The organism is Rubellimicrobium mesophilum DSM 19309 (assembly GCF_000600335.2).
Classification (GTDB): Bacteria; Pseudomonadota; Alphaproteobacteria; order Rhodobacterales; family Rhodobacteraceae; genus Rubellimicrobium; species Rubellimicrobium mesophilum.
The window spans coordinates 41,214-66,323 of sequence record NZ_KK088555.1 but is presented as its reverse complement, the minus strand read 5'-3'; the positions used below and the strand labels follow the sequence as shown (position 1 = coordinate 66,323).

The 25,110-nt window shown below is 71.4% G+C and carries 24 protein-coding genes and 2 pseudogenes; 25 read left to right on the top strand and 1 reads right to left on the bottom strand.

From position 1 onward, the window contains the following. Window positions 1–15 precede the first annotated feature (15 nt). The 21 genes and pseudogenes from RUMESO_RS25655 to RUMESO_RS04590 all read left to right on the top strand — a co-directional run bounded on the left by RUMESO_RS25655 (window position 16) and on the right by RUMESO_RS04590 (window position 17,800). Window positions 16–396, top strand: a complete 381-nt coding sequence (locus RUMESO_RS25655; protein ID WP_169791132.1) for a 4Fe-4S dicluster domain-containing protein — start codon at window positions 16–18, stop codon at window positions 394–396. Next, on the top strand, window positions 389–1,753 hold the full coding sequence (nrfD, locus tag RUMESO_RS04680) for an NrfD/PsrC family molybdoenzyme membrane anchor subunit (protein WP_037278444.1): 1,365 nt from the start codon (window positions 389–391) through the stop codon (window positions 1,751–1,753). Before RUMESO_RS25655 ends, nrfD begins: the two co-directional genes overlap by 8 nt. Next, the gene (locus RUMESO_RS04675; protein ID WP_051521028.1) at window positions 1,750–1,953 is read left to right on the top strand and encodes a quinol:electron acceptor oxidoreductase subunit ActD; all 204 of its coding nucleotides are present in this window, start codon (window positions 1,750–1,752) and stop codon (window positions 1,951–1,953) included. The genes nrfD and RUMESO_RS04675 overlap by 4 nt, the downstream gene beginning before the upstream one ends. Beyond that, on the top strand, window positions 1,920–2,279 hold the full coding sequence (locus RUMESO_RS04670) for a DUF3341 domain-containing protein (RefSeq protein ID WP_051521027.1): 360 nt from the start codon (window positions 1,920–1,922) through the stop codon (window positions 2,277–2,279). Before RUMESO_RS04675 ends, RUMESO_RS04670 begins: the two co-directional genes overlap by 34 nt. Further along, complete coding sequence (locus RUMESO_RS04665; protein ID WP_037278442.1) at window positions 2,276–2,788, top strand: c-type cytochrome; 513 nt, start codon at window positions 2,276–2,278, stop codon at window positions 2,786–2,788. The genes RUMESO_RS04670 and RUMESO_RS04665 overlap by 4 nt, the downstream gene beginning before the upstream one ends. Further along, complete coding sequence (locus tag RUMESO_RS04660; RefSeq protein ID WP_037278439.1) at window positions 2,785–3,849, top strand: hypothetical protein; 1,065 nt, start codon at window positions 2,785–2,787, stop codon at window positions 3,847–3,849. Before RUMESO_RS04665 ends, RUMESO_RS04660 begins: the two co-directional genes overlap by 4 nt. Then, window positions 3,839–4,276, top strand: a complete 438-nt coding sequence (locus tag RUMESO_RS04655; RefSeq protein ID WP_037278438.1) for a hypothetical protein — start codon at window positions 3,839–3,841, stop codon at window positions 4,274–4,276. The genes RUMESO_RS04660 and RUMESO_RS04655 overlap by 11 nt, the downstream gene beginning before the upstream one ends. Continuing rightward, window positions 4,273–4,989 carry an SCO family protein gene (locus RUMESO_RS04650; RefSeq protein ID WP_051521026.1) on the top strand — a complete coding sequence of 239 codons (717 nt, stop codon included), beginning with the start codon at window positions 4,273–4,275 and terminating at the stop codon, window positions 4,987–4,989. Before RUMESO_RS04655 ends, RUMESO_RS04650 begins: the two co-directional genes overlap by 4 nt. Then, window positions 4,986–5,918: a cytochrome c oxidase subunit II gene (coxB, locus tag RUMESO_RS04645; RefSeq protein WP_037278436.1), complete on the top strand. Its 933-nt coding sequence runs from the start codon at window positions 4,986–4,988 to the stop codon at window positions 5,916–5,918. The genes RUMESO_RS04650 and coxB overlap by 4 nt, the downstream gene beginning before the upstream one ends. Continuing rightward, entirely contained in the window at window positions 5,915–7,531 is a 1,617-nt protein-coding gene (locus tag RUMESO_RS04640) for a cytochrome c oxidase subunit I (RefSeq protein WP_037278435.1), read from the top strand. The genes coxB and RUMESO_RS04640 overlap by 4 nt, the downstream gene beginning before the upstream one ends. Beyond that, complete coding sequence (locus RUMESO_RS04635; RefSeq protein WP_051521025.1) at window positions 7,528–8,178, top strand: cytochrome c oxidase subunit 3; 651 nt, start codon at window positions 7,528–7,530, stop codon at window positions 8,176–8,178. Before RUMESO_RS04640 ends, RUMESO_RS04635 begins: the two co-directional genes overlap by 4 nt. Beyond that, window positions 8,175–8,435 (top strand): cytochrome C oxidase subunit IV family protein, encoded by a 261-nt coding sequence (locus tag RUMESO_RS04630; RefSeq protein ID WP_037278433.1) that lies wholly within the window; start codon window positions 8,175–8,177, stop codon window positions 8,433–8,435. The genes RUMESO_RS04635 and RUMESO_RS04630 overlap by 4 nt, the downstream gene beginning before the upstream one ends. A gap of 67 nt (window positions 8,436–8,502) precedes the next feature. Further along, a complete protein-coding gene (locus RUMESO_RS04625; RefSeq protein WP_037278432.1) occupies window positions 8,503–9,651 on the top strand; it encodes an aminotransferase class V-fold PLP-dependent enzyme in 1,149 nt (382 codons plus the stop codon). A 283-nt stretch (window positions 9,652–9,934) separates the two neighbouring features. Continuing rightward, the gene (locus RUMESO_RS04620) at window positions 9,935–11,008 is read left to right on the top strand and encodes a transporter substrate-binding protein (protein WP_037278430.1); all 1,074 of its coding nucleotides are present in this window, start codon (window positions 9,935–9,937) and stop codon (window positions 11,006–11,008) included. Then, window positions 11,005–11,604, top strand: coding sequence for an ANTAR domain-containing response regulator (locus RUMESO_RS04615; protein ID WP_037278429.1), 600 nt, complete (start codon window positions 11,005–11,007; stop codon window positions 11,602–11,604). The genes RUMESO_RS04620 and RUMESO_RS04615 overlap by 4 nt, the downstream gene beginning before the upstream one ends. Next, window positions 11,582–11,674, top strand: a pseudogene (locus tag RUMESO_RS28060) (hypothetical protein); the annotation flags it as partial. The gene RUMESO_RS04615 and the pseudogene RUMESO_RS28060, both read left to right, overlap by 23 nt. A gap of 94 nt (window positions 11,675–11,768) precedes the next feature. Then, on the top strand, window positions 11,769–12,461 hold the full coding sequence (locus tag RUMESO_RS04610; protein WP_342670721.1) for an ABC transporter permease: 693 nt from the start codon (window positions 11,769–11,771) through the stop codon (window positions 12,459–12,461). Next, entirely contained in the window at window positions 12,461–13,381 is a 921-nt protein-coding gene (locus tag RUMESO_RS04605) for an ABC transporter permease (RefSeq protein ID WP_037278427.1), read from the top strand. The genes RUMESO_RS04610 and RUMESO_RS04605 overlap by 1 nt, the downstream gene beginning before the upstream one ends. Before the next feature lie 22 nt (window positions 13,382–13,403). Next, window positions 13,404–15,035: an ABC transporter substrate-binding protein gene (locus RUMESO_RS04600; protein WP_037278426.1), complete on the top strand. Its 1,632-nt coding sequence runs from the start codon at window positions 13,404–13,406 to the stop codon at window positions 15,033–15,035. 45 nt (window positions 15,036–15,080) lie between these two features. Then, entirely contained in the window at window positions 15,081–16,040 is a 960-nt protein-coding gene (locus RUMESO_RS04595) for an acetamidase/formamidase family protein (protein WP_037278424.1), read from the top strand. 17 nt (window positions 16,041–16,057) lie between these two features. Beyond that, window positions 16,058–17,800, top strand: a complete 1,743-nt coding sequence (locus RUMESO_RS04590) for an ABC transporter ATP-binding protein (protein WP_245639148.1) — start codon at window positions 16,058–16,060, stop codon at window positions 17,798–17,800. A gap of 236 nt (window positions 17,801–18,036) precedes the next feature. Here RUMESO_RS04590 and RUMESO_RS04585 read toward each other — a convergent pair whose 3' ends face one another. Then, window positions 18,037–19,824, bottom strand: coding sequence for a thiamine pyrophosphate-requiring protein (locus RUMESO_RS04585; RefSeq protein ID WP_037278421.1), 1,788 nt, complete (start codon window positions 19,822–19,824; stop codon window positions 18,037–18,039). A gap of 177 nt (window positions 19,825–20,001) precedes the next feature. Here RUMESO_RS04585 and RUMESO_RS04580 point away from each other — a divergent pair, with 177 nt between their 5' ends. The 4 genes and pseudogenes from RUMESO_RS04580 to RUMESO_RS04565 all read left to right on the top strand — a co-directional run bounded on the left by RUMESO_RS04580 (window position 20,002) and on the right by RUMESO_RS04565 (window position 25,105). Continuing rightward, the gene (locus tag RUMESO_RS04580; RefSeq protein ID WP_037278419.1) at window positions 20,002–21,252 is read left to right on the top strand and encodes a sarcosine oxidase subunit beta family protein; all 1,251 of its coding nucleotides are present in this window, start codon (window positions 20,002–20,004) and stop codon (window positions 21,250–21,252) included. A 9-nt stretch (window positions 21,253–21,261) separates the two neighbouring features. Next, window positions 21,262–21,543, top strand: coding sequence for a sarcosine oxidase subunit delta (locus RUMESO_RS04575; RefSeq protein WP_037278416.1), 282 nt, complete (start codon window positions 21,262–21,264; stop codon window positions 21,541–21,543). A 71-nt stretch (window positions 21,544–21,614) separates the two neighbouring features. Further along, a pseudogene (locus tag RUMESO_RS04570) lies at window positions 21,615–24,549 on the top strand (sarcosine oxidase subunit alpha family protein). Then, a complete protein-coding gene (locus RUMESO_RS04565; RefSeq protein ID WP_037278414.1) occupies window positions 24,542–25,105 on the top strand; it encodes a sarcosine oxidase subunit gamma in 564 nt (187 codons plus the stop codon). Before RUMESO_RS04570 ends, RUMESO_RS04565 begins: the two are co-directional and overlap by 8 nt. The last annotated feature ends 5 nt before the right edge of the window (window positions 25,106–25,110 follow it).

Below are 25,110 nucleotides of genomic sequence, written 5' to 3'. Positions count from 1 at the left end.
AACTGCCCCTACAAGGTGCGGCGCTTCAACTGGCGCGAATACACCGACTTCAAGCTCCCCGTGGACCCGCAGGCGGACCGGAGGAACCCCGAGGTCACGGTGCGCTCGCGCGGGGTGATGGAGAAGTGCACCTACTGCGTCCAGCGCATCTCGGCCGCCCGGATCGAGGCCCAGAGGGAGGGCCGCCCCATCGCCGACGGCGAGGTCACGACCGCCTGCGCCCAGGCCTGCCCGACGCGGGCCATCACCTTCGGCAACCTCCACGACCCCGCCGCGCGCGTGGTGGCCGACAAGGCCGCGCCCCACGACTACGCGCTGCTCGCGGAGCTCAACACCCGCCCGCATACGACCTACCTCGCGCGGCTCTCGAACCCGGCGGAGGACGGCGATGACTGACGCGCCGCTGCCCGAGCGCATCCCCGTCCTCGCCGGCCACCACTCGCGCCCCGAGGTCTCGGGCCGCATCGGCTCCATCGTGCTCCAGGGCAAGATGCCGAGGGGGTTCTGGCTGGCCTTCGCCGGGCTCTTCGTCCTGATCCTGGTGTTCTTCGCCGCCGTGGCCCGGATGCTGACGGTCGGCATCGGCGCCATCGGCGTGGACATCCCCGTGGCCTGGGGGACGATGATCGGCAACTTCGTCTGGTGGATCGGCATCGGCCACGCCGGGACGCTGATCTCGGCCGTGCTCCTGCTGCTGCGGCAGGAATGGCGCAACTCGATCAACCGCTTCGCCGAGGCGATGACGCTCTTCGCCGTGGCGATGGCGGGGCTCTTCCCGATCCTGCACCTCGGGCGGCCCTGGTTCTTCTACTGGCTGCTGCCGCTGCCCAACACGCATATGCACTGGCCCCAGTGGCGAAGCCCGCTCGTCTGGGACTTCGCCGCCATCGCCACCTACGCGACGGTGTCGCTGCTCTTCTGGTTCATGGGGCTGATCCCCGACCTCGCCATCCTGCGCGACCGCGCGAAGAGCCGTCCGGCCCAGCTCTTCTACGGCATCCTGGCGCTCGGCTGGCGCGGCTCCGCGACCCACTGGCGGCGCTACCACGCGGTCTACTTCCTGATGGCCGTGATCGCGACGCCGCTCGTCGTCTCCGTCCACTCCATCGTCTCGCTCGACTTCGCCTACGGGATGATCCCGGGCTACCACTCCACGATCTTCCCACCCTACTTCGTCGCGGGCGCGCTCTACTCGGGCTTCGCCATGGTGGTGACCATCGCGATCCCGCTCCGCCGCCTCTTCCACGTCGAGGACCTCATCACCGAGCGGCACATGGAGAACGCGGCCAAGCTCATGCTCGCCTCGGGCATGGTCGTGGCCTACGGCTACGCCATCGAGTTCTTCATGTCCTGGTACTCCGGCGAGGACTTCGAGCGCCGCATGATGTGGGAGCGCTTCTTCGGCCCCTATGCCTGGATGTCCTGGCTCTACCTCGCCTGCAACGTCGGCGTGCTGCAGCTCCTCTGGTTCCGGCGAATCCGGCTGTTCATGCCGGCCTTCTTCGTCATCGCCCTCCTCATCAACCTCGGGATGTGGACCGAGCGCTACATCATCGTCGTCACCGGGCCGAGCCGCGACTACCTGCCCTCCTCCTGGGGCGAGGCCTGGCTGAACTGGACCGACCTCGGCGTCCTCTTCGGCTCCATCGGCACCTTCTTCGCGCTGGTGTTCCTGTTCGTCCGCATCCTCCCCGCGATCACGATCTTCGAGGTCGAGGAGGAGGCGGAGAAGAAGGAGGAGGGCAAGCTGTGACCCGCGGCCTCCTCGCCACCTACGACGACCCCGAGGCGCTGAAGGACGCGGCCCGGCGGATGCGCGGGCATGGCTACAGCCGCCTCGAAGCCTTCTCCCCCTTCGCCGTCGAGGGCATCGACGAGGCGCTGGGGGCACCCCCACGACGACGCGCCTGCCGCTCGCCATGCTGGTGGGCGGGATCGTCGGCGCGGCCATGACCTACGGGCTGATCCTCTGGTCGGTGCTGGTGGACTATCCCGTCGACGTGGGCGGGCGGCCGCTCCACGCCTGGGGTCCCTTCGCGGTGCTGGCCTTCGAGGGCGGCATCCTCGGCGCGGCGCTGGCGGGCTTCGCGGGGCTCCTCTGGGCCAACGGGATGCCGGAATACTACCACCCGGTGTTCAACGCGCCCTCCTTCACCTACGCCAAGGGCGGGCGCTTCTGGCTGCTGGTCGAGGCCGGGGACCCCGCCTTCGACCCCGCGCGCACTCGGCGCGAGCTGGACGCCACCGATCCGGCCGCCGTCGAGGAGGTGGCGCCATGAGACGGGCGCTCCTTCTCCTGATGCTCCTCGCCGCCTGCAAGCAGGACATGGCCGACGGCCCGCATCGCGAGGCCCTGGAGGCCTCGGCCACCTTCCCGGACGGCGCCTCGGCCCGGCCTCAGGTCCCCGGCACCGTGGACCGGACCGAGGATCTCTCGCCCGTCCCCGACACCATCCCCGTCCCGGTGGACATGGCGCTGCTGGAGCGGGGCCGCGAGCGGTTCGGCATCTTCTGCACGCCCTGCCACGGCCTTGCGGGCGACGGCGACGGGATGATCGTCCGCCACGGCTTCCCCCATCCCCCGAGCTACCACACCCCCGCGCTCCGCGCCGCGACCGACCGGCACCTCTTCGACGTCATCACCGACGGCTACGGCGTGATGTATCCCTACGGCTCGCGCGTGCCGCCCGCCGACCGCTGGGCCATCGTCGCCTACATCCGCGCGCTCCAGCTCTCGCGCCACGCGCCGGTCGCGGACCTCGGAGCGCCGGCGGGGAGCGCGGGATGAGCCGGGGCCTCCTCCTCTGCGCCGCCCTCGGGGCCGTCCTGACGGTCCTGGCGGCCCTCGTCGCTCCCGGCGCGCTGGCGCGGGGCTGGCTCGCCGGGGCCCTGCTCGTCCTGGGGCTCGGGCTCGGCGCGATCTGGCTCCTCCTGATCTTCGCCCTGACCGGCGGGCGCTGGGGCGAGGGCGCCCGGCCTCTCCTCCACGGGATGCTCCTCCTCGTGCAGCTCGGCCTCCTCGCACTCCTGCCGCTCCTCCTCGTCCTGCCGGCGCTCTTCCCCTGGACCGCCCCGGCGGAGACGCTCCCCGAGACGGTGCGCCACAAGCTCGCCTACCTGAACGTCCCGTTCCTGCTCCTCCGCGCCGCCGCCTGCGCCGTCGTCTGGCTGGGCCTCCTCCCCTTCGTCCGCCGCTGGACGCAGCCAGGCGTCCGGGCGCCTGGCGGCGGGGTCTCCGTCGCGCTGATCCTCCACACGCTCGCCGTCTCGGTCCTCTCAGTGGACTGGATGATGTCGCTCGAGCCCGACTTCGTCTCCACCATCTACCCGATGATCGAGGCCTCGGCCGAGGCCACCGGCGCCCTAGCCCTCGCGCTCCTCCTCGCCGCCCTCGCGGCCCCGGTCGAGCGGATGCCGGGCGGGGAGAAGGACGAGCCCCTGGGCGAGGACCTCGCCAACCTGCTCTTCGGCTTCCTGATGGCCTGGGGCTACATGGCCTTCATGCAGTACCTGATCGTCTGGGCGGCGGACCTCCCGGACGAGATCGGCTGGTATCTGAGGCGCAACGACGGCGGCTGGGAACTCGTCGTCTGGCTCATGCTGGCGCTGCACCTCGTCCCCGGCGCGGCGCTCATGTGGCCACGCCTCAAGAAGACCCGCCCGGGCCTGATCGCCCTCGCGGCGCTGATCCTCGCCGGGCACGCCGTGGACGTGGTCTGGCGCATCGCCCCCGCCGGGCCGGGGCCGGGCTGGGCGGCGCTGGGGCCGGTGCTGCTGCTGGGTGCGCTCGGCGGCGCGCTCCTCACCGGGCGCGGGCTCCCGAGGCGGAGGGCGGCCCATGCCGGATGACCCCCGCCCGCACGAGACCCGCGACATCCACACCGGCAACCTCGCGCTGGCGGCCCTCGCCATGCTCCTCTTCATCGCGGCGATGCTCTGGATCCTCTACACGGCCTATGGCGGAAGGGGGGAGCGCTGGCCGCCCCCGGGCCGCGCGGCGCAGGACAACGCCGTCTCCCCCGCCTTCCGCACCGAGCCCGAGACCGAGCTCGCGGCCGTCACCGCCGAGCAGCAGGCGCGTCTCGCCGAGTCCGGCCCCCTCCCGGAGGAGCCCGGCTTCGCCCGCATCCCCATCGAGGACGTCATGAACTTGATCGCCGAGCACGGCCTGCCGGACTGGAGCGCGGAAGGCCCCGGCGGCGAATGCGCCCTCCTCGCGCAGGCCGTCCCCCGCAGCCCACAGGCCGCCGAATGCCGCCGGGAGGACCCGCCGTGATCCGGCTCCTCCTGCTCCTCCTCGCCCTCGCCGCCCCGGTCTCGGCCCATGAGGGCGCGGTGCCCGCCTTCGCGCCTCGCCTCGGCGCGACGCTCCCCGACCTCGCGCTCGCCGCCGAGGACGGGCAGGCGGTCACGCTGCGCGCGGCGCTGGGCGGGCGCCCCACCGTTCTCCTCTTCGGCCTCATGGACTGCGACAACCTCTGCGACCTGAGCGAGGACGCCGCCGCGACCGCGCTCGACGCCACCGGCCTCGGTCCTGGAGAGGCCGGCGCCCTCTTCGTCTCGCTCGACCCCCGCGAGGGGGTGCCAGAGGCCCAAGCGGCGCGCGAGCGTCTGCATCCCGGCCCGGCCTGGGCCTTCCTGACCGGCCCGAACGGCGCCGGCCTCGCCCGCGCCGCCGGGATGGAGTTGGTCGCCGACGAGGACGCCCATCCGCTCGCCCTCCTCGTGCTGACTCCTGAGGGGACCCTCTCGCGCGTGCTGCCCGGCCTCGACGTCCAGCCCCGCGACCTCCGCCTCGCGCTCGTGGAGGCCGCCGGGGGCCGGATCGGCACGCTCAGCGACCGCATCACCCTGCTCTGCTCGGGCTTCGACGACGCCACGGGGCGCTACACCCCGCTCATCCACCGTCTGGTGCAGGCCGGGGTCGTCGTCACGGTGCTGACCCTGGGCGCCTTGATGCTCCTCCTCGAACGGGGGAGGCGCACATGACCGGCATCGCCTTCGGCCCCGGGGACGCCTCGACCCTCGCGCCGCAGGTCAACGCGCTCTTCTACGCGCTCCTGGCCTTCTCGCTGGCCCTGGGGACGTTCCTCACGCTCCTCGTGGTCGTCTACTCGGTCAAGTACCGCAAGGGCTCCGACGTCCCGCGCGAGGGGGGGCGTCTCCGCCCCATGCCGGTCGAGATCGGCTGGACCTCGGCCACGCTCCTCACCGCCTTCGCCATCTTCGCCTGGAGCGCCCATGTCTACATGGACCACGTCAACCCGCCCCCCGGCGCCATCGTCATCTCGGGCCTCGCCAAGCAGTGGATGTGGAAGTTCCGCCACCCCGGCGGCCAGCGCGAGATCGACGAGCTGCACGTCCCCCTGGGCCGCCCCGTGGTGCTTGAGCTGGGCTCGCAGGACGTGATCCACTCCTTCTTCGTCCCCGCCTTCCGGGTGAAGCAGGACGTGGTGCCGGGGCGCGGGAACCGCCTCTGGTTCACGGCGTCCAAGGTCGGCCGCTATCACCTCTTCTGCGCCGAATACTGCGGGACCGAGCATTCCGAGATGATCGGCTCCATCGAGGTCATGGAGCCCGAGGACTACGCGAGCTGGCTCGCCGCCCAAGGCGAGGGCGAGACCCTGGCCGAGGGGGGCGAGCGGCTCTTCCATTCCTTCGGCTGCTCGGGCTGCCACGGCCAGTCCGCGCAGGTGCGCGCCCCCGACCTCGCCGGCATCTGGAACCGCCCCGTGGCGCTGGCCTCCGGCGAGACCGTGATCGCCGACGCCGCCTATGTCCGCGACTCGGTGCTGATGCCCGACAGGCAGGTCGCCGCCGGCTACCGTCCCATCATGCCCAGCTTCGCGGGGCTCATCGACGAGGAGGAGCTCCAGATGATCCAGGCCTACGTCGAGAGCCTCGGAGGCCAGCCATGACCGACCAGGCGGCCTCGGGCTACATCGGCGGGCGGATGCGCCCGCTCGACTGGCTCCTCTCCACCGACCACAAGCGCGTGGCCTGGCTCTACCTCGTCAGCCTCACGGGCTTCTTCTTCCTGGGCGGTCTCATGGCCGTGCTCATGCGGCTGGAGCTCGCGACCCCGGCGGGCGACCTCGTGGGGGACGACACCTACAACCGGCTCTTCACGATCCACGGCATCATCATGGTCTGGTTCTTCCTGGTGCCGTCGATCCCGGCGACGCTGGGGAACTTCCTCCTGCCGCTGATGATCGGCGCCAAGGACCTCGCCTTCCCCAAGCTCAACCTCGCCTCGTGGTACGTCTTCCTGCTGGGCTCGCTCTTCACGCTGTTCTCGGTGGTCAAGGGCGGCGTGGACACCGGCTGGACCTTCTACACGCCTTTTTCGAGCCTCTACTCCAACAGCTACGTGAGCGCCGCCGCCTTCGGCGTCATCGTCGTGGGCTTCTCCTCGATCATGACGGGGATCAACTTCATCGTCACCACGCACCGCCTGAGGGCGCCGGGCCTCACCTGGTTCCGCCTGCCCATCTTCGTCTGGACGATCTACGCGACGGCCCTCGTCATGGTGCTGGCGACCCCGGTCCTCGCGGCCTCGCTGACCCTGATCGTGATGGAGCGCCTCTTCGGCATCGGCGTCTTCGACCCCAACCTCGGGGGCGACCCGCTGCTGTTCCAGCACCTGTTCTGGTTCTACTCGCACCCGGCGGTCTACATCATGATCCTGCCGGGCATGGGCGTGGTCTCCGAGATCATCCCCTGCTTCGCGCGCCGCCCGCTCTTCGGCTACACGGCGGTGGCCCTCTCGACCATGGCCATCGCGCTCTTCGGCTTCCTCGTCTGGGGCCACCACATGTTCGTCTCGGGCCTGTCGCCCTACGCGGGGGTGGTGTTCTCGTTCTTCTCATTCCTCGTGGCGATCCCCTCGGCGATCAAGGTCTTCAACTGGTCGCTCACGCTGCGGAAGGGCCATGTCAGCTTCGAGCCGCCGATGCTCTACGCCCTGGGCTTCGTCGGGCTCTTCACCTTCGGGGGGCTTGCGGGGCTCTTCGTGGCGGCCATCGCCGTCGACGTGCAGCTCCACGACACCTACTTCGTGGTGGCGCATTTCCACTACATCATGGTGGGCGGCATGGTGACGGCCTTCATGGGCGGCCTGCACTTCTGGTGGCCCAAGATGACCGGGCGGATGTACTCCCAGCTCTGGGGGACGATCGCCGCCGGGACCATGTTCGTGGGCTTCAACCTGACCTTCCTGCCCCAGTACGTGCTGGGCTGGGCCGGGATGCCGCGCCGCTACCACCAGTACCCGCCCGAGTTCCAGTTCTGGCACGACCTCTCCTCGGCGGGCGCGGTGGTGCTGGCGCTGGCCTACGCCATGCCCCTGTTCTACTTCGGCTGGTCGCTCCTCTACGGGCCGCCCGCGCCGCCGAACCCCTGGCTCGCCACCGGGCTCGAATGGCAGACCTCCTCGCCGCCGCCCAAGCACAACTTCGACCGCGTGATCGTGGTCAAGGGACCGCCCTACGACTACCCGCACGAGGCCGACGACCCGGAGGTCAAGCGGTGACGACGCATCCCGACCCCGACGTCCCGGTCATCGAGACCGAGACCGACGAGGAGCGCGAGGTCTCCGCGAGCTTCGGGATGTGGGTGTTCCTCGTCTCCGAGGGGATGCTCTTCGGCGGGCTGGTGCTGGCCTTCCTCGCCATGCGGCTGCGCTTCGCCCCGACCTTCGGCGACGCCTCCGACCGCCTGAGCCTGCCGCTCGGCACCCTCAACACGGCGGTCCTCCTCACCAGCAGCCTGCTGATGGCCGAGGCCCACAAGGCCGCCGAGAGGGGCGAGGCGCGGACGACCCGCCGCTTCCTGGCCTTCACGGCGGTCCTCGGCACGGTGTTCCTCGGCATCAAGGGCACCGAATGGCTCATGGAGGCCTCCGAGGGCCTCGCCCCCGTCCTCGGCCTCCCTTTCCACTGGGACGGCGAGGACGCCCCCCAGGCCGCGCTCTTCTTCCGCTTCTACTTCGGCCTGACCGCGCTCCACGCCGTTCACCTGATCACCGGGATCGGCATCATCCTCGCCACCTTCCTCATCCTCCCCCGCCGCGACCCCGCCGGGCGCGAGCGATGGGTGCGGGGCCTCGGCCTTTACTGGCACTTCGTGGACGTGGTCTGGGTCTTCCTCTTCCCCTTCCTCTACCTGATCCAGCGATGAGCTCGCGCGCCCTCAACATCCTGATCTGGCTGGCGCTCCTCGGGCTGCTGGCGCTCACCGTGGGGCTGGCGCTACTCGACCTTCCCGACCGAACGGGCCTGATCCTCGGCGCGCTGATCGCCGCGACCAAGGCCGCGCTGGTCGTCGGCGTCTACATGGAGGTCCTCAAGCGCGGGCACCTGCCCCGCATCGCGGGGGTGACGCTCCTGTTCTTCCTCGCCGTGATGTTCGGGATCACGCTGGAAGTGGGCTACTGACGGCCCGGGCTTCCCGGCGGCGCGGCGGCGCCCTAGTGTTCCCCGCGCAAAGGAAGGAGCCCTCGCCATGGACGACGCCCACGCGTTCCGGTCCGCCGTCGACCCCGACGGCCTCATGGAGTTCTCGGTGGTCTTCACCGACCGCTCGCTGAACCATATGTCGAAGGCGTTCCAAGGGGTCATGCGCGACCTCTCGTCGGGCCTGCGCGAGGTCTACGGCGCCGACGCGGTCGCCATCGTGCCCGGCGGCGGGACCTACGCCATGGAGGCGGTCGCGCGGCAGTTCGGCGGCGACGCCCATGCCCTGATCGTCCGCAACGGCTGGTTCTCCTACCGCTGGACGCAGATCTTCGAGGCTGGCGGCTTCACCGCGAAGACGACGGTGTTCAAGGCCCGCGCGCAGGGCAACGCCGCGCCGGCCCCCTACGCCCCCGCGCCCATCGAGGAGGTGACCGCCGCGATCCGCGAGGCCCGCCCCGACGCCGTCTTCGCCCCGCACGTCGAGACCTCGGCCGGCATCATCCTCACCGACGACTACGTCCGCGCGCTGGCCGACGCGGCCCACGAGGTCGGCGCGCTGATGGTCCTCGACTGCATCGCCTCGGGCTGCGTTTGGGTGGACATGAGGGCGACCGGCGTCGACGTCCTCATCTCCGCCCCGCAGAAGGGCTGGTCCTCGACCCCGGCGGCGGGCCTCGTGATGATGTCCGACCGGGCGAAGGCGCGGCTCGAGGCCACCACCTCGGACAGCTTCGCGCTGGACCTGAAGAAATGGGCCTCGATCATGGCGGCCTACGAGGGCGGCGGCCACGCCTACCACGCCACCATGCCCACCGACTCGCTCCGCCAGCTCCGCGACGCGATGGAGGAGACGCAGGCCCTGGGCTGGGACCGCGCCAAGGCCGCGCAGTGGGAGCTCGGGAAGCGCATCCGCGCCCTCCTGGCCGAGAAGGGCCAGAAATCCGTCGCCGCCCCCGGCTGGGAGGCGCCGAGCGTCGTCGTCAGCTACACCGAGGACCCGGAGGTCCAGACCGGCCGCGCCTTCGCCGCCGAAGGGATGCAGATCGCCGCCGGGGTGCCGCTCCAGGTGGACGAGCCCGCCAGCTTCCGCAGCTTCCGCATCGGCCTCTTCGGCCTCGACAAGCTCAAGGACGTGGACGGCACCGTGGAGCGCTTCCGCGCGGTGGCCGACCGCGTCCTCGGCCAGGGCCTCTGAGCCCGGGACCTCCGACCCGCGCCGAGCGAAGGAGGGGCGGCCCGGCATCCTCGACGACGGGGCCGCGCAACCGGCGGCCCGAGCCCCGGGAGCTTCGAGGGACGCCCGGACGTTCCGCCGCCTTGCGGTCTGCCGCCACGGAAGATGCACGGGGCGCTTGACGCAGGCGCCCCGTCTCGGATCAACTGGCGGAAACATCGGGCCCTGCCCGGACGGCATCCGAGCCTCGCATCGCGTCCCGCTCCCGGGCGGTCGCGTGCGGGGCTCTTTTGTTTGGGACGACATGCAGAGAGTCGAGATCGGCCTCCTCTTCTCCCGCTCCGGCAGCTACCGGCTGCTCGCGGAGGCCTGCCGCGCGGGGGCGCTGCGGGCCATCGCGGAGGTGAACGCGGACCCCGCGCTGGGGCTGGAGCTCGTCCCGGTGGAGCGGGACCCGGGCGGCGAGGCGGACGCCTATGCGCCGCTCTGCGCGGAGATCCTCTCCACCAGCACGGCCCGGCACGTCGTGGGCTGCGTCACCTCCTGGAGCCGCAAGGAGGTGATCCCGGCCCTGGAGCGCCTGGGCGGGTTCCTCTGGTATCCCTGCCCCTACGAGGGCTTCGAGGCCTCGGGCCAGGTCGCCTACGCCCATGCCTGCCCGAACCAGCACCTCGTGCCGCTGCTGCGCTGGGCCTTCGCGCGCCATGGCCGGCGGGGCTACCTGACGGGCTCCAACTACATCTGGGGCTGGGAGGTGAACCGCGTCGCCCGCGGCCTGATCGGGGAAGCCGGCGGCGAGGTGCTGGGCGAGCGCTACCTGCCCATCGGCGACACCGACGTGGGCCGCATGGTCGAGGAGATCCGCGCGACCCGGCCCGACTTCGTGCTGAACAACCTGATCGGCGCGTCGAGCTACGAGTTCGTGCGGGCGCTGCGGCGGCTGGCCGAGGAGGACGCGCGCTTCGCGCCCGAGCGCTGCCCCGTCCTGTCCTGCAACCTCACGGAATGCGAGCTGCCGGCGCTGGGCGGGGCCGCCGAGGGGCTGGTCTCGGCCGGGCCCTACTTCCGGGGCGGGGCGGGGCGGTTCGGCTCCTCCTTCGAGGCGGCGGCCTTCGCGTCGGTGCGCTCGCTGGCGGCGCGGCTGGCGCGGGCCGGCGATGCGGGGGCGTCGCTGGACGACCTCCTCGATCTGCCGGATGGGGGCGAGTTGAGGATCGACCCGGCGACCCATCATGCCACGCTGCCCGTCGTGATCGCCCAGGTCGAGGGCGGGGCCTTCCGGGTGCGGGAGCGGTGGGAAGCGGTGCCGGCCGATCCCTATCTCGCGCGTCGGGAGAGGCTGGCGATGCGCCCCCACCTCCGGGCGGTGACGCCATGAGGCGGCGGCTCACGGTCCCCGATCTGGGCGGCGCGCGGGCGGCGATCCTGCACCGGCCGCACGCCACCGTGCAGGCGCTCACGCGCCAGCTCGCGGCCATCGGCCTCACGGCCGAGGCGCACTGGCCCGACCTCGGGCCCTCGGCGCTGGGGGCGGACTACGCGTTCTTCGACGCCGACATGGGCCACGACGCGCAGTTCCCCTGGGCACCCGGCGCGGCGCCGATGCCGACCGTCGCGCTGATCGGGTCCGAGGCGCCGGGCCGGGTCGAATGGGCGTTGGGCATGGGGGCCGATGCGCAGCTCCTGAAGCCCGTGGGCGACAACGGCGTCTATAGCGCGCTCCTGATCGCGCGGGCGTCCTTCGAGGCGCGCCGCGCGCTGGCGGCCGAGATCGCGGGGCTGCGATCGCGGCTCGCGGAGCGGCAGACGGTGATCCGCGCGGTGACGATGCTGGCGGCCGAAGGACGGGACGAGGACTCGGCCTATGCCTGCCTCAGGCAGCGGGCGATGGATTGGCGCGTGACCATCGAGGAGGCGGCGGCGCGGCTGCTCGCCGGAGGGGAGGGCAAGCATGGCCGACGCCACGGTTCCTGAGCCGCGCCGGCGGGGGGCGCTCGGGCGGCTCGCGCGCCGGCCGCTGGCGCTCCTGGGGCTCCTCATCATCGCGCTGACCGTCGCGGCCGCCGTCGCGGCGCCCTGGATCGCGCCCTCGGCGGGACGAGCAGCTCTTCGAGGGGCTGACGCTGGAGGGCGCGCCGATGCCGCCCGGGGGGCAGTTCCTGCTGGGGACCGACCTCCTCGGGCGGGACCTCCTCACGCGCATCCTCTACGGGGCGCGGACCTCGCTGGTGATCGGGGTGGTAGCGAACGGCATCGCGCTGCTGATCGGGACCCTGGTGGGGGTGACGGCGGGCTACTTCCGGGGCTGGCTCGGCAGCATCCTCATGCGCTTCACCGACCTGATGATGGCCTTCCCGGCGCTGCTCCTCGCCATCGCGCTGGCGGCGATCTTCTCGCCCTCGCTCTGGATCGTGGCGCTGGTGATCGCCTTGGTGAACTGGGTGCAGGTGGCCCGCGTCCTCTACACCGAGACGACCTCGCTCGCGGAGCGCGACTTCGTGCAGGCCGAGAGGGCCATCGGCGCGGGGACCGGGCGCATCCTCGGGCTCCACATCCTGCCGCACCTGCTGCCGACGATCATCGTCTACGGCACGCTCGGCATCTCGACGACGGTGCTGCTGGAGGCGACGCTGAGCTTCCTCGGGATCGGCGTGCAGCCGCCGCAGCCGTCCTGGGGCAACATCATCTTCGAGAACCAGACCTACTTCCAGGCGGCGCCCTGGCTCGTGTTCTTCCCCGGCGTGGCGATCCTGCTCCTGGCGCTCGCCTTCAACCTCGTGGGGGACGCGCTGCGCGACGTGCTCGACCCGACGCAGAGGGGGCGCGGCTGATGGCGGGCTACCTCCTGCGGCGGCTCGTGCAGTCGGTGCTGATCCTCCTTGGCGTGACGCTGGTCACCTTCTTCCTGCTCTACGTCCTGCCCGCCGATCCGGTGCGGCAGATCGCCGGGCGCTCGGCCACGGCCGAGACCGTGGAGAGCATCCGCAGGCAGCTCGGCCTGGACCAGCCCTTCTGGGTCCAGTACGGGCGCTACCTCTGGAACCTGCTCCACCTCGACCTCGGCCGCAGCTACCTCCAGCGGAGCGAGGTGGCCGAGCTGATCCGGGCGCGGCTGCCGCCGACGCTCCTCCTGATGGCCGGCGCCATCCTCTGCGAGCTGGTCCTGGGCCTGACCATGGGGATCGTCGCCGCGCTGCGGCCCGGCACCGCCACCGACAACGGCTTGATGATCGCGAGCTTCGTCGGCGTCTCGGCCCCGCAATTCGTGGTGGGGCTGCTGCTCCTCTATCTCTTCGGGGTCAGGCTCCACTGGCTGCCGATCTCGGGCTACGGCACCTTCGCGCACCTCGTCCTGCCCTCGCTCACCTTGGGCATCCTCGGCGCGGGCTGGTACTCGCGGATGATGCGGTCGAGCATGGTGGAGGTGCTGCGGCAGGACTTCATCCGCACCGCCCGCGCCAAGGGCCTGACCCGCCGCCGCGTGATCCTGCGCCACGCGCTCCCGAACGCGATCCTGCCCATCGTCGCCATGATCGGCATCGACATCGGCGTCTTCATGGGCGGCATCGTCGTGGTGGAGAGCGTCTTCGGCTGGCCCGGCATCGGGCAGCTCGCCTGGCAGGCGATCCAGCGCGTCGACATCCCGATCATCATGGGCGTCACCATCGTGTCCGCCGTGGCCATCGTGCTGGGGAACCTGCTGGCCGACCTCGTGGCGCCCTTCATCGACCCGCGCATCCGACTTCGCTGAACGACCAACAAGGGAGAGAACAATGACACGCCTCCTCGCCTCGACCGCGCTGCTGCTGGCCCTCGCCGGGCCGGCGCTCGCGCAGGCCACGGACACCTACACGCCGGACCCGAACGCCAGGGAGGGCGGGTCCATCACCATCACCTACAAGGACGACGTCTCCACGCTGGACCCGGCCATCGGCTACGACTGGCAGAACTGGTCGATGATCAAGTCGATCTTCGACGGGCTCATGGACTACGTCCCCGGCACGACCGACCTGCGCCCCGGCCTCGCCGAGAGCTACGAGATCAGCGAGGACGGCCTCACCTACACTTTCCACCTGCGGCCCGGCGTCAAGTTCCACAACGGCCGCGAGATGACCTCCGAGGACGTGGTCTATTCGCTGAACCGCGTGACGGACCCCGAGACGCAGTCCCCCGGCGCGGGCTTCTTCGGCGCCATCGAGGGCTACGACGCCCAGATCGCCGGCGAGGCCGAGGGGCTGTCGGGCGTGACCGCGCCGGACCCGCAGACGGTGCAGATCAAGCTGAGCCGCCCCGACGCCACCTTCCTGCACCTCATGGCGCTCAACTTCTCCTACGTCGTCCCGCGCGAGGCGGTGGAGGAGTTCGGCGCCGACTTCGGCCGCAACCCGGTCGGGACCGGGGCCTACAAGCTGGCCGAATGGACGCTGGGCCAGCGGCTCGTCTTCGAGAAGAACCCCGACTACTGGACCCCGGGCGTGCCCTATCTCGACCAGATCACCTTCGAGATCGGGCAGGAGCCGGTCGTGGCGCTGCTGCGGCTCCAGAACGGCGAGGTGGACATCCCCGGCGACGGCATCCCGCCCGCCAAGTTCCAGGAGGTCATGTCCGACCCCGCCCAGGCCGAGCGCGTGGTGCAGGGCGGGCAGCTCCAGACCGGCTACGTCACGATGAACGTCACGCAGCCGCCCTTCGACAACGCGGACGTGCGCCACGCGGTCAACATGGCGATCAACAAGGACCGCATCGTCCAGATCATCAACGGCCGCGCGATCCCCGCGAACCAGCCGCTGCCGCCGTCGATGCCGGGCTACACGCAGGACTACGAGGGCTATGCCTACGACCCCGAGGGGGCCAAGGCGCTGCTCGCGCAGGCCGGGTTCGCCGACGGGTTCGAGACCGAGCTCTACGTGATGAACACCGACCCGAACCCGCGCATCGCCCAGGCGATCCAGCAGGACCTCGCGGCCATCGGCATCGACGCCTCGATCCAGGCGCTGGCGCAGGCCAACGTCATCGAGGCGGGCGGGGCGGGCACCGCGCCGATGATCTGGTCGGGCGGCATGGCCTGGATCGCGGACTTCCCGGACCCGGCGAACTTCTACTACCCGATCCTCGGCTGCGCGGGCGCCGAGCCCGGCGGCTGGAACTGGGCCAAGTACTGCAACGAGGAGCTCGACGCCCAGGCCGCGCAGGCGGACAGCATCTCCGACCCGGCGCGCTCGGCCGAGCGGCTCCAGATGTGGTCCGACATCTACATGAAGGTGATGGAGGACGCGCCCTGGGCGCCGGTCTTCAACGAGGAGCGCTTCACCATGAAGTCGCCGCGCATGGGCGGGGCCGACAACCTCTACGTCGATCCGGTGTCGATCCCCGTGAACTACGACTACGTCTACGTGACCGAGTAAGAGCGATGTGCAAGCTCCACTCCGCTAACGGTTGCAGGTGAGATCATGTGCAAGGCCTGCGACTACACGATCCACGGCCGCCAGAGCCATTTCGGCTGGGACAACACGCTTGCCCCGGCCGAGAGGGTGGCCCCCGGATCGACCATCCTGTTCCACTGCCACGATTCCTCGGCGGGCCAGCTCGGCCCGTCGAGCACCCTGCAGGACGTGATCGACCTCGACTTCGGCAAGATCAACCCGGTCTCCGGGCCGATCTTCGTCGAGGGGGCCGAGCCCGGCGATGCGCTGAAGGTCACCATCGAGAGCTTCGCGCCGCAGTTGCGCGAGGGGACGGCCTGGGGCTGGACGGCGAACATCCCGGGCTTCGGGCTGCTCGCGGACCAGTTCACCGACCCGGCGCTGATCGTCTGGACCTATGACGCCCAGACCATGGCCCCGGCCATGTGGGGCTCCCAGGCGAAGATCCCGCTGAAGCCCTTCAGCGGCACCATCGGCAACGCGCCAGCGGAGCCCGGCCACCACTCCGTCGTGCCGCCACGCCGGGTGGGCGGCAACCTCGACATCCGCGACCTCGCGGCGGGGACGACGCTCTACCTGCCGGTGGAGGTCGCGGGGGCGCTGTTCTCCGTGGGCGACACCCATGCCGCGCAGGGCGATGGCGAGGTCTGCGGCACCGCCATCGAGAGCCCGATGGACGTCGTCCTGACGCTCGACCTCGTGAAGGGGGCGAACCTCCGGACGCCGCGCTTCACCACGGACGGCCCGGTGACGCGGCACCTCGACGCCAAGGGCTACGAGGTCACGACCGGCATCGGCCCGGACCTCATGGCCGGCGCGCGGGACGCGGTCATGAACATGGTGGACCTCCTCTGCGCCACGCGAGGGATGTCGGCGGTGGAGGCCTACATGCTCTGCTCGGTCTGCGGCGACCTCCGGGTGTCCGAGATCGTGGACATGCCGAACTGGGTGGTGAGCTTCTACTTCCCCCGCGCCGTGTTCGAATGACGCTGGCCGAGGCGCCCATGGCCGAGGCCGCGGCCGAGACCGTCCTCTCGGTCGAGGGGCTCACCGTCTCGGTCGCGACCGAGGGCGGGCTCCGGCCGCTCGTCCGCGACGCCTCCTTCGCGCTCCGGCGCGGGGAGACGCTGGCCATCGCGGGCGAGTCGGGGTCGGGCAAGTCGATCACCTCGCTCGCCGTCATGGGCCTCCTGCCCGTCAACGTCCGGGCGACGGCGGGGGCGGTGCGGCTGGGCGGCACGGACCTCCTGCGGCTGCCCGAAGGGCGGCTGCGGGGCCTCCGGGGCGACCGCATCGCCATGATCTTCCAGGAGCCGATGACCTCGCTCAACCCGGTGATGACCGTGGGGGCGCAGCTCGTCGAGGCCATCGAGGCGCACGAGCCGCTCCCCCGGCGCGAGGCGCAGGCGAGGGCGCTGGAGGCGCTTCGGGCCGTGCGGCTGTCGGAGCCCGAGCAGCGACTGCGGCAGTATCCGCATGAATTATCGGGCGGGATGCGCCAGCGGGTGATGATCGCCATGGCCATCGCGCTCCGCCCCGACGTGCTGATCGCGGACGAGCCCACGACCGCCCTCGACGTGACGGTGCAGCGCGAGGTGCTGGACCTGCTGCGGGACCTGCGGCGCGAGATGGGGACGGCCATCGTCCTCATCACCCACGACATGGGCGTGGTGGCCGAGATGGCCGACCGCGTCGTCGTCATGAAGGACGGCGCCATGGTCGAGGAGGGGCCGGTCCGCCGGATCTTCGAGGCCCCGCGCGAGGACTACACCCGGGCGCTCCTCGCCGCCGTGCCGCGCATGGGGAGCCGGCCCGCCGAGGCCCCGCGCCCCCGATCCGCGCCGGTCTGCGCGCTGCGCGACCTGACGGTGCGCTTCGACCTGCACCGGGGCCTCCTGGGGCGCGCGACCCACCGGGTCCATGCCGTCGAGGGCGTGTCCTTCGACATCCGCGCGGGCGAGACCTTCGCGCTGGTGGGCGAATCGGGCTGCGGCAAGTCCACCATCGCCAAGGCCATCGCCGGCCTCGTCCCCTTCGAGGGGGAGATCGAGGTCGCGGGACGCAAGCTCCACGGCCAGGGGGACGTGACGCGCGCGGTGCGGCGCGACGCGCAGATCGTGTTCCAGGACCCCGCCGCCTCGCTCGACCCCCGGATGCGGGTGGGCGACCTCGTGGCCGAGCCGCTGGTTGTCCACGGCGTAGGCCACCGCGAGGAGCGGCGCGCGACCGTCGAGCGGCTCTTCGAGCAAGTGGGCCTGTCGCGCGCCCAGGCGGACCGCTACCCGCACGAGTTCTCGGGCGGGCAGCGCCAGCGCATCTGCATCGCCCGGGCGCTGGCCTTGCGCCCCAAGCTGATCGTCGCGGACGAGAGCGTCTCGGCGCTCGACGTGTCGGTGCAGGCGCGGGTGCTGGCGCTGCTCAGGGACCTCCAGCAGGCGACGGGCGTGTCCTTCCTGTTCATCTCGCACGACATGGCGGTGGTGGACTCCATCGCCGACCGGGTCGCGGTGATGTTCCTCGGTCAGATCGTCGAGATGGGCACGCGCGCGCAGGTCTTCGGCGACCCGCGCCACGCCTACACCCGCCGCCTGATCGAGGCCGTGCCGGTCCCCGACCCCACCCATGTCCGCCCCCCGCGCGAGCGGATGGCCTCCGAGGTCCCGAGCCCCGTGCGCCTGCGGACCGACCCGCCGGTGCGCCTCACCCTCAGGGACCTGGGCGGGGGACACCTCGTCGCCGTGGGCTAGGGCGGCGCGACCGGACCGAGGACACCCTTTTCTGCGATCCGGCCCCCGCCTGTTAACCGTTTCTCAACATTCCTCTGCCAAGGTGGCCCCGTCCCTGGGAGGCCACCCGGCGGGGTAGGGGAAGCTACGTCCAACGCCCAACGTAGGGCGGGCTTCAGCCCGCCACGCTCGGTCGGCCACGGCGCAACTGGCTCATGTGTCGCGTGGCGGGCTGAAGCCTGCCCCACGACAACCTTCTACCCCTTCTCGGGCCATAGGCTCCCCAGCAACTGCCGCGTGGTCTGCCTCAGGACCCCGCCCGCCTCCGGGTCGCCGCCGACCATTGAGCCGAGGAACCCCCGCGCCTGCTTGAGCGTGATGTGCGGCGGCAGCGGCGGCACGTCGGGGTCCGTGACCATGTCGAGCACGAAGGGCCGGTCGGCCGACAGCGCCTCCTCCCAGGCGGGGCCGACCTCCTCCGGCGCCTCGACCCGCCGCCCACCCAGACCGATGAGCTTCGCGAACTCGGCATAGGGCACGTCGGGCAGGTCCTGGCTCCCCTCCCACTTGGGGTCGCCGGCCTGGATGCGCTCCTCCCAGGTCACGTAGGCGAGGTCGCGGTTGTTCAGGACCATCACGATCAGGCGCGGGTCCGTCCAGCGACGCCAGTATTTCGAGATGGTGATGAGCTCGGTCAGGCCGTTCATCTGCATGGCGCCGTCCCCCGCGAGGGCGATGGCCGGGCGCTCGGGATGGGCGAACTTCGCGGCGATGGCGTAGGGCACCGCGCAGCCCATGGTGGCGAGCGTCCCCGACACGGAGCCCATGTTCCCGCGCCTGAAGCGCAGGTTCCGGGCATACCACACCGTCGTCGTGCCGCTGTCGGCGGTGACGACGGCGTTCCCGGGCAGCCGCTCGGACAACTCGTGGGCGACGCGCTGCGGGTTGATGGGGTTCGCATCCGTCATGGCCGTGGCCTTGGCCTCCGCCCAGGAATCGGCGGTCGCGGCCTCGATCTTCTGGCGCCAGCTCCGGTCCGTCTTGGGCGTCAGCAGCCGGAGGAGGGCCCGTAGCGTGGCGGCCGAATCGCCGATCAGGTTCGCCTCCATCGGGTAGCGCAGGCCCAGCATCCCGGGGTCGATGTCGATCTGGACCCCCCTCGCCTGGCCCACCGGAGGCAGGAACTCGGTGTAGGGGAAGCCCGAGCCCACCATGAGGAGCGTGTCGCAGCCCTGCATGAGGTCCCAGCTCGCCTTGGTGCCCAGAAGCCCGATGGAGCCCGTGCAGAAGGGCAGGTCGTCGGGCAGCACCGCCTTGCCGGGGAGCGCCTTGGCGACGCCCGCGCCCAGCCGGTCGGCCACGGCGATGACCTCGTCGGTGGCGTTCAGCGCCCCGGCGCCCACCAGCATCGAGACGCGCTGGCCGGCGTTCAGGACCTCGGCCGCGTGCATCAGCGCGCTCGCGTCCGGCACGATGGGGGAGAGGTCGAGGCCCACGCCCGAATGGGTCATGCCGTGCTCGCGCGGGGGCTCCTCCATCCTGGCCAGTTGCACGTCGTTGGGGAGGATGACGCAGGTGACGCGCCGCTCGGCCTTGGCGATCCGGTAGGCGCGGTCGATCAGGTGCGGGACCTGCGTCGCCGTGAAGGCGGTCTCGATGTAGGCGCCGGCCACGTCCTTGAAGAGCGACTGGAGGTCGAGGTCCTGCTGGTAATGCGAGCCCAGCGCCGACCGCGCCTGCTGGCCCACGAGCGCCAGCACCGGCTGGTGGTCGAGCCGGGCGTCGTAGAGGCCGTTGAGGAGATGCGCCGCCCCCGGCCCGGAGGTCGCCATGCAGACGCCGACCTCGCCGGTGAACTTGGCGGTGCCGGAGGCCATGAGCGCCGCCATCTCCTCGTGCCGGACCTGGACGAAGTCGATGGCGCCCTCGGTCCGCGCCAGCGCGCCGACGAGGCCGCCGATCCCGTCGCCCGGGTAGCCGAAGACGCGCCGCACGCCCCAGGCCCGGAGCCGCTGCCAGATGAAGTCGCCGACGGTCTGGGCCATGGGGTCCCCCTTTTTGCTCTCGGTGCGACCAACGCCGGGAGGAGGGAACGGTTCACCCCGGCATGGGCGCCTTCACGGGACGGGGAGGTGACCGAAACGGCGGGGTTCATGTCGGAAACGCCCGGGTCTGTCGGTTTCCAGCGGTGGTATCCCGGGGCGAAACCGGGGGATTCACGGATGCGCTATTCGGGACTGCGGGTCTTCCGCGAGGCGATGACGGGGCACAAGGGCTGGACGCCGGCCTGGCGCGACCCCGATCCGCAGCCGTCCTACGACGTGGTGATCGTGGGGGGCGGGGGCCACGGCCTCGCGGCGGCCTATTACCTCGCCAAGGAGTTCGGGCAGCTCCGCGTCGCGGTGCTGGAGAAGGGCTGGATCGGCGGCGGCAACGTCGGGCGGAACACCACGATCATCCGCTCGAACTACCTGCTCGACGGCAACCAGCCCTTCTACGAGTTCTCGATGAAGCTCTGGGAGGGGATGGAGCAGGACTTCAACTACAACGCGATGGTCAGCCAGCGCGGCATCCTGAACCTGTTCCACTCGGACGCCCAGCGCGACGCCTACACCCGGCGCGGCAACGCCATGATCCTGCACGGGGCGGACGCGGAGCTCCTCGACCGGGAGCAGGTGCGCAGGATGTATCCCTTCCTGAACTTCGACCACGCGCGGTTCCCCATCAAGGGCGGCCTCCTGCAGCGGCGGGGCGGCACGGCGCGGCACGACGCGGTGGCCTGGGGCTACGCGCGCGGCGCCGACCAGCGCGGCGTGGACATCATCCAGAACTGCCAGGTGACGGGCTTCCGCATCGTCAACGGGCGCGTGACGGGGGTGGAGACGACGCGCGGCTTCATCGGCGCGCTCAAGGTGGGCGTGGCGGTGGCCGGCAACTCCTCGCGCGTGATGGCCATGGCCGGGATGCGTCTCCCCATCGAGAGCCACGTCCTCCAGGCCTTCGTCTCCGAGGGGCTGAAGCCGGTGATCGACGGGGTGATGACCTTCGGGGCGGGGCACTTCTACGTCAGCCAGTCGGACAAGGGCGGCCTCGTCTTTGGCGGCGACATCGACGGCTACAACTCCTACGCCCAGCGGGGGAACCTGCCGGTGATCGAGGACGTGGCCGAGGGCGGCATGGCGCTGATGCCGATGATCGGCCGGGCGCGGCTGCTGCGGACCTGGGGCGGCATCATGGACATGAGCATGGACGGCTCGCCCTTCATCGACCGCACGGGGATCGACGGCCTCTACTTCAACGGCGGCTGGTGCTACGGCGGCTTCAAGGCCACGCCCGCCTCGGGCTTCTGCTTCGCGCACCTGATCGCGAAGGACGAGCCGCACCCCACCGCGAGCGCCTACCGGCTCGACCGCTTCCGGCGCGGCGCGATGATCGACGAGAAGGGCCAAGGGGCCCAGCCGAACCTCCACTAGGACAGACCCATGCTGATCCCCCATCCCCTCCTGGGCCCGCGCGACGCGCAGGAGTTCACCTACCTGGGCGACGCCGCCCTGATCGACCGGCCCGACGGCCTGCGGGAGCCCGAGGCCTTCCACGACTACCTCTACCTCCGCGACAACCCGGCGGGGGTGCACCGGGAGCTCTGGTTCCACGAGCAGGGCGACCGCTCCTGGCTCGTGGTGACGCGGAACACCGTGACGCACGAGATCCTGGGGGCGGAACTGGCGCGGGATGTCGCGCGCGGACGGGGGAGGTCGAAATGACAGAGGTCCTGCGCGATACCGCCGGTCTCGCCGGCGAGCCCGTCCGGGCACCCATGGCCCCCTCGCAGCCGATGCGCGTAGCCCTGGGCCGCGTGGACCGGAGCCGCACGCTCGGCTTCACCTTCGACGGGAAGTCCTACCAGGGGCACCCGGGCGACACGCTGGCCTCGGCGCTCCTCGCCAACGGCGTCAGGCTCGTCGGGCGGAGCTTCAAGTATCACCGCCCGCGCGGTCTCCTGTCCGCCGGGCCGGAGGAGCCCAACGCGCTGGTCGAGCTGCGCTCGGGCGCGCGGCAGGAGCCCAACACGCGGGCGACCGTGGCCGAGCTCTACGACGGCCTCGAGGCGCAGAGCCAGAACCGCTGGCCCTCGCTTGCCTTCGACGCGCTGGGGGTGAACGACCTCTTCTCGCCGTTCTTCACGGCGGGCTTCTACTACAAGACCTTCATGTGGCCGGCCGCCTTCTGGGAGAAGCTCTACGAGCCGATCATCCGCCGCGCCGCGGGCCTGGGGAGCCTGTCCAAGGAGGCGGACCCCGACGCCTACGACAAGGGCTTCCTGCACTGCGATCTCCTCGTCATCGGCGCGGGGCCCTCGGGCCTGATGGCGGCGCTGACGGCGGGCCGCGCGGGCGCTCGGGTGATCCTCGCGGACGAGGACTTCCTGCTGGGCGGGCGGCTCAACGCCGAGACCCTCGCGATCGGCGCGCAGTCCGGGGCCGACTGGGCCCGCGGCGCCGTTGCCGAGCTCGCCTCCATGCCGAACGTCCGGGTCATGCCGCGCACGACCGTCATGGGCGTCTTCGACCACGGCGTCTTCGGCGCGGTCGAGCGGGTGTCCGACCACCTGCCCGCACCGGCGGCCGGCAAGCCGCGCCAGGTGCTCTGGCGGATCTACGCCCGGCGGTCGATCCTCGCCGCCGGCGCTATCGAGAGGCCCATCGCCTTCCGCGACAACGACCGGCCCGGCGTGATGCTGGCGGGCGCCGTTCGCGCTTATGCCAACCGCTGGGGCGTGGCGGCGGGCAAGCGCGTGGCCCTCTTCGTCAACAACGACGACGGCCTTCGGACCGCGCGCGACCTCGAGGCCCGGGGCGTCGACGTGGTCGCCGTCATCGACTCGCGCCGCGTGGGCGAGCGGCTGCCCGGCATCCGCCACCTGCAGGGCGCCGTCGTGACCGCCGCGCACGGGAAGCTCGGCCTCACCGGCATCACCGTGCGGACCGCCGACGGGCGCGAGGAGCGGATCGCCTGCGACGCCCTGGGCGTCTCGGGCGGCTGGAACCCGACGCTGGCGCTGACCTCGCACCACTCGGCCCGGCCCGTCTGGGACGAGTCCATCGCCGCCTTCGTCCCGAGCCCGAGCGGCCCCGCCGGCCTGTCGGTCGCCGGCGCGGCCGCCGGGGCCCTCTCCACCCACGGCGCGCTCGCCACCGGTGCCGCCCGGGCCGCCGAGGCGCTGGAGGACCTCGGCTTCGCCGCCTCCCCGGCCGACATCCCGCAGGCCGAGGACGCGCCGCTGCGCCTCTCGCCGCTCTGGCACGTCCCGGGCCAAGGGCGCGCCTGGGTCGACTTCCAGAACGACGTGACCGTCAAGGACATCAAGCTCGCCCATCAGGAGAACTTCGTCTCCGTCGAGCACCTGAAGCGCTACACGACGCTCGGCATGGCGACCGACCAGGGCAAGACCTCGAACGTCGTGGCCCTCGCCGTCATGGCCGAGCTGACCGGCAAGGGCATCCCCGCGACCGGCACCACCGTCTTCCGCCCGCCCTACACGCCCGTGTCGATGGGCACGCTGGCCGGCCGGTCGCGGGAGGAGGAGTTCAAGCCCACCCGCCTGACCCCTCGCACCGCTGGGCGGCACAGCAGGGCGCCGTCTTCGTCGAGGTCGGGATGTGGCTCCGCGCCCAGTGGTATCCCCGCCCCGGCGAGACCACCTGGCGCGAGTCGGTCGACCGCGAGGTCCTCGCCACCCGCAAGAGCGTCGGCTTCTGCGATGTGACCACGCTGGGCAAGATCGACATCCAGGGCACCGACGCGGGCGTCTTCCTCGACCGCGTCTACGCCAACACCTTCTCGACGCTCCCCGTGGGCAAGGTCCGCTACGGGCTGATGCTGCGCGAGGACGGGATCGTCATGGACGACGGCACCACCGCGCGGCTGGGCGAGAACGAGTATGTGATGACCACGACCACCGCCAACGCGGTTGGGGTCTTCCGGCACCTCGAGTTCTGCCGCCAGTGCCTCTGGCCCGACCTCGACGTGCAGCTCATCTCCACGACCGAGGCCTGGGCGCAGTTCTCGGTCGCGGGGCCGAACGCGCGGACTCTGCTGCAGCGGATCGTGGACCAGGACATCTCGGACGCGGCCTTCCCCTACATGGCCTGCGGCAACGTCACCGTCTGCGGCGGCCTGCGGGCCCGGCTCTTCCGGATCAGCTTCTCGGGCGAGATGGCCTACGAGATCGCGGTGCCGACGCGCTACGGCGACGCCCTGGCGCGCGAGATGATGGCGAAGGGCGCGGACCTCGACGTCACCCCTTACGGCACCGAGGCGCTGGGCGTCATGCGGGTCGAGAAGGGCCACGTCGCCGGGAACGAGCTCAACGGCCAGACGACCGCGCTCAACATGGGCCTGGGCAAGATGGTGTCCAAGAAGAAGGACGCCATCGGCATGGTCCTCTCGCAGCGCGAGGAACTGGCGCGGGGGACGGGCTGCGGATCGTCGGCGTGAAGCCGGTCAACCCGGTCGACACGCTCAAGGCCGGAAGCCACTTCATCGCCAAGGGCAAGGAGCCGGTCGCCGCGAACGACGACGGCTGGATCACCTCGCTGGTGTTCTCGCCGCACGTCGGCTCCCAGATCGCTCTGGGCTACCTCAAGAACGGCTCGGCGCGGCTGGGGGAGCGGCTCCGGGCCGTGAACCTACTGGCCAGGACCGAGGTCGAGGTCGAGATCGTGTCGCCGCATTTCGTCGATCCGGAAGGGGAGCGCCTCCGTGGCTAGCCATAACCTGAAGCCCCTCTCGGCGCTGGGCCGGGAGACCCTGGCGGTCGAGACCATCGGCCCCGTCAGCACCGCCGAGGACGCGGACACGGCGCTGGCCTCGCTCGCCATCCGCCGGGGCCGCGAGGCCGAGGTCATGGAGCGGGCGGCCCAGGCCGGCCTCCCGCTGCCGGAGCCCGGCCGGGCCGAGTCGCAGGGCGACTGGGGCGCCTTCTGGGTCAGCCCCGGGATGTGGATGGTCGAGGCGCCCTTCGCCACCCACGAGGACATCGTCGCGCATCTGAAGCCCCTCTTCGGCGAGTCCGCCTCGATCACCGAGCAGACCGACGCCTGGGCACGCTTCGAGGTCGCGGGCCCGCTGCAGCCGCTGTTCGAGCGGCTCTGCAACCTCGACCTCGAGCGATTCGGCCCGGGCTCGGCCACCCGAACGATGATGGAGCACCTGGGCGTCTACGCGATCCGGCGCGCGCCGGACCGCATGACGCTGCTGGGGGGCCGGTCCTCGGCCTATTCGCTCCACCACGCGCTGGTGACGGCGGCGCGGAGCGTGTTCTAGCGCTG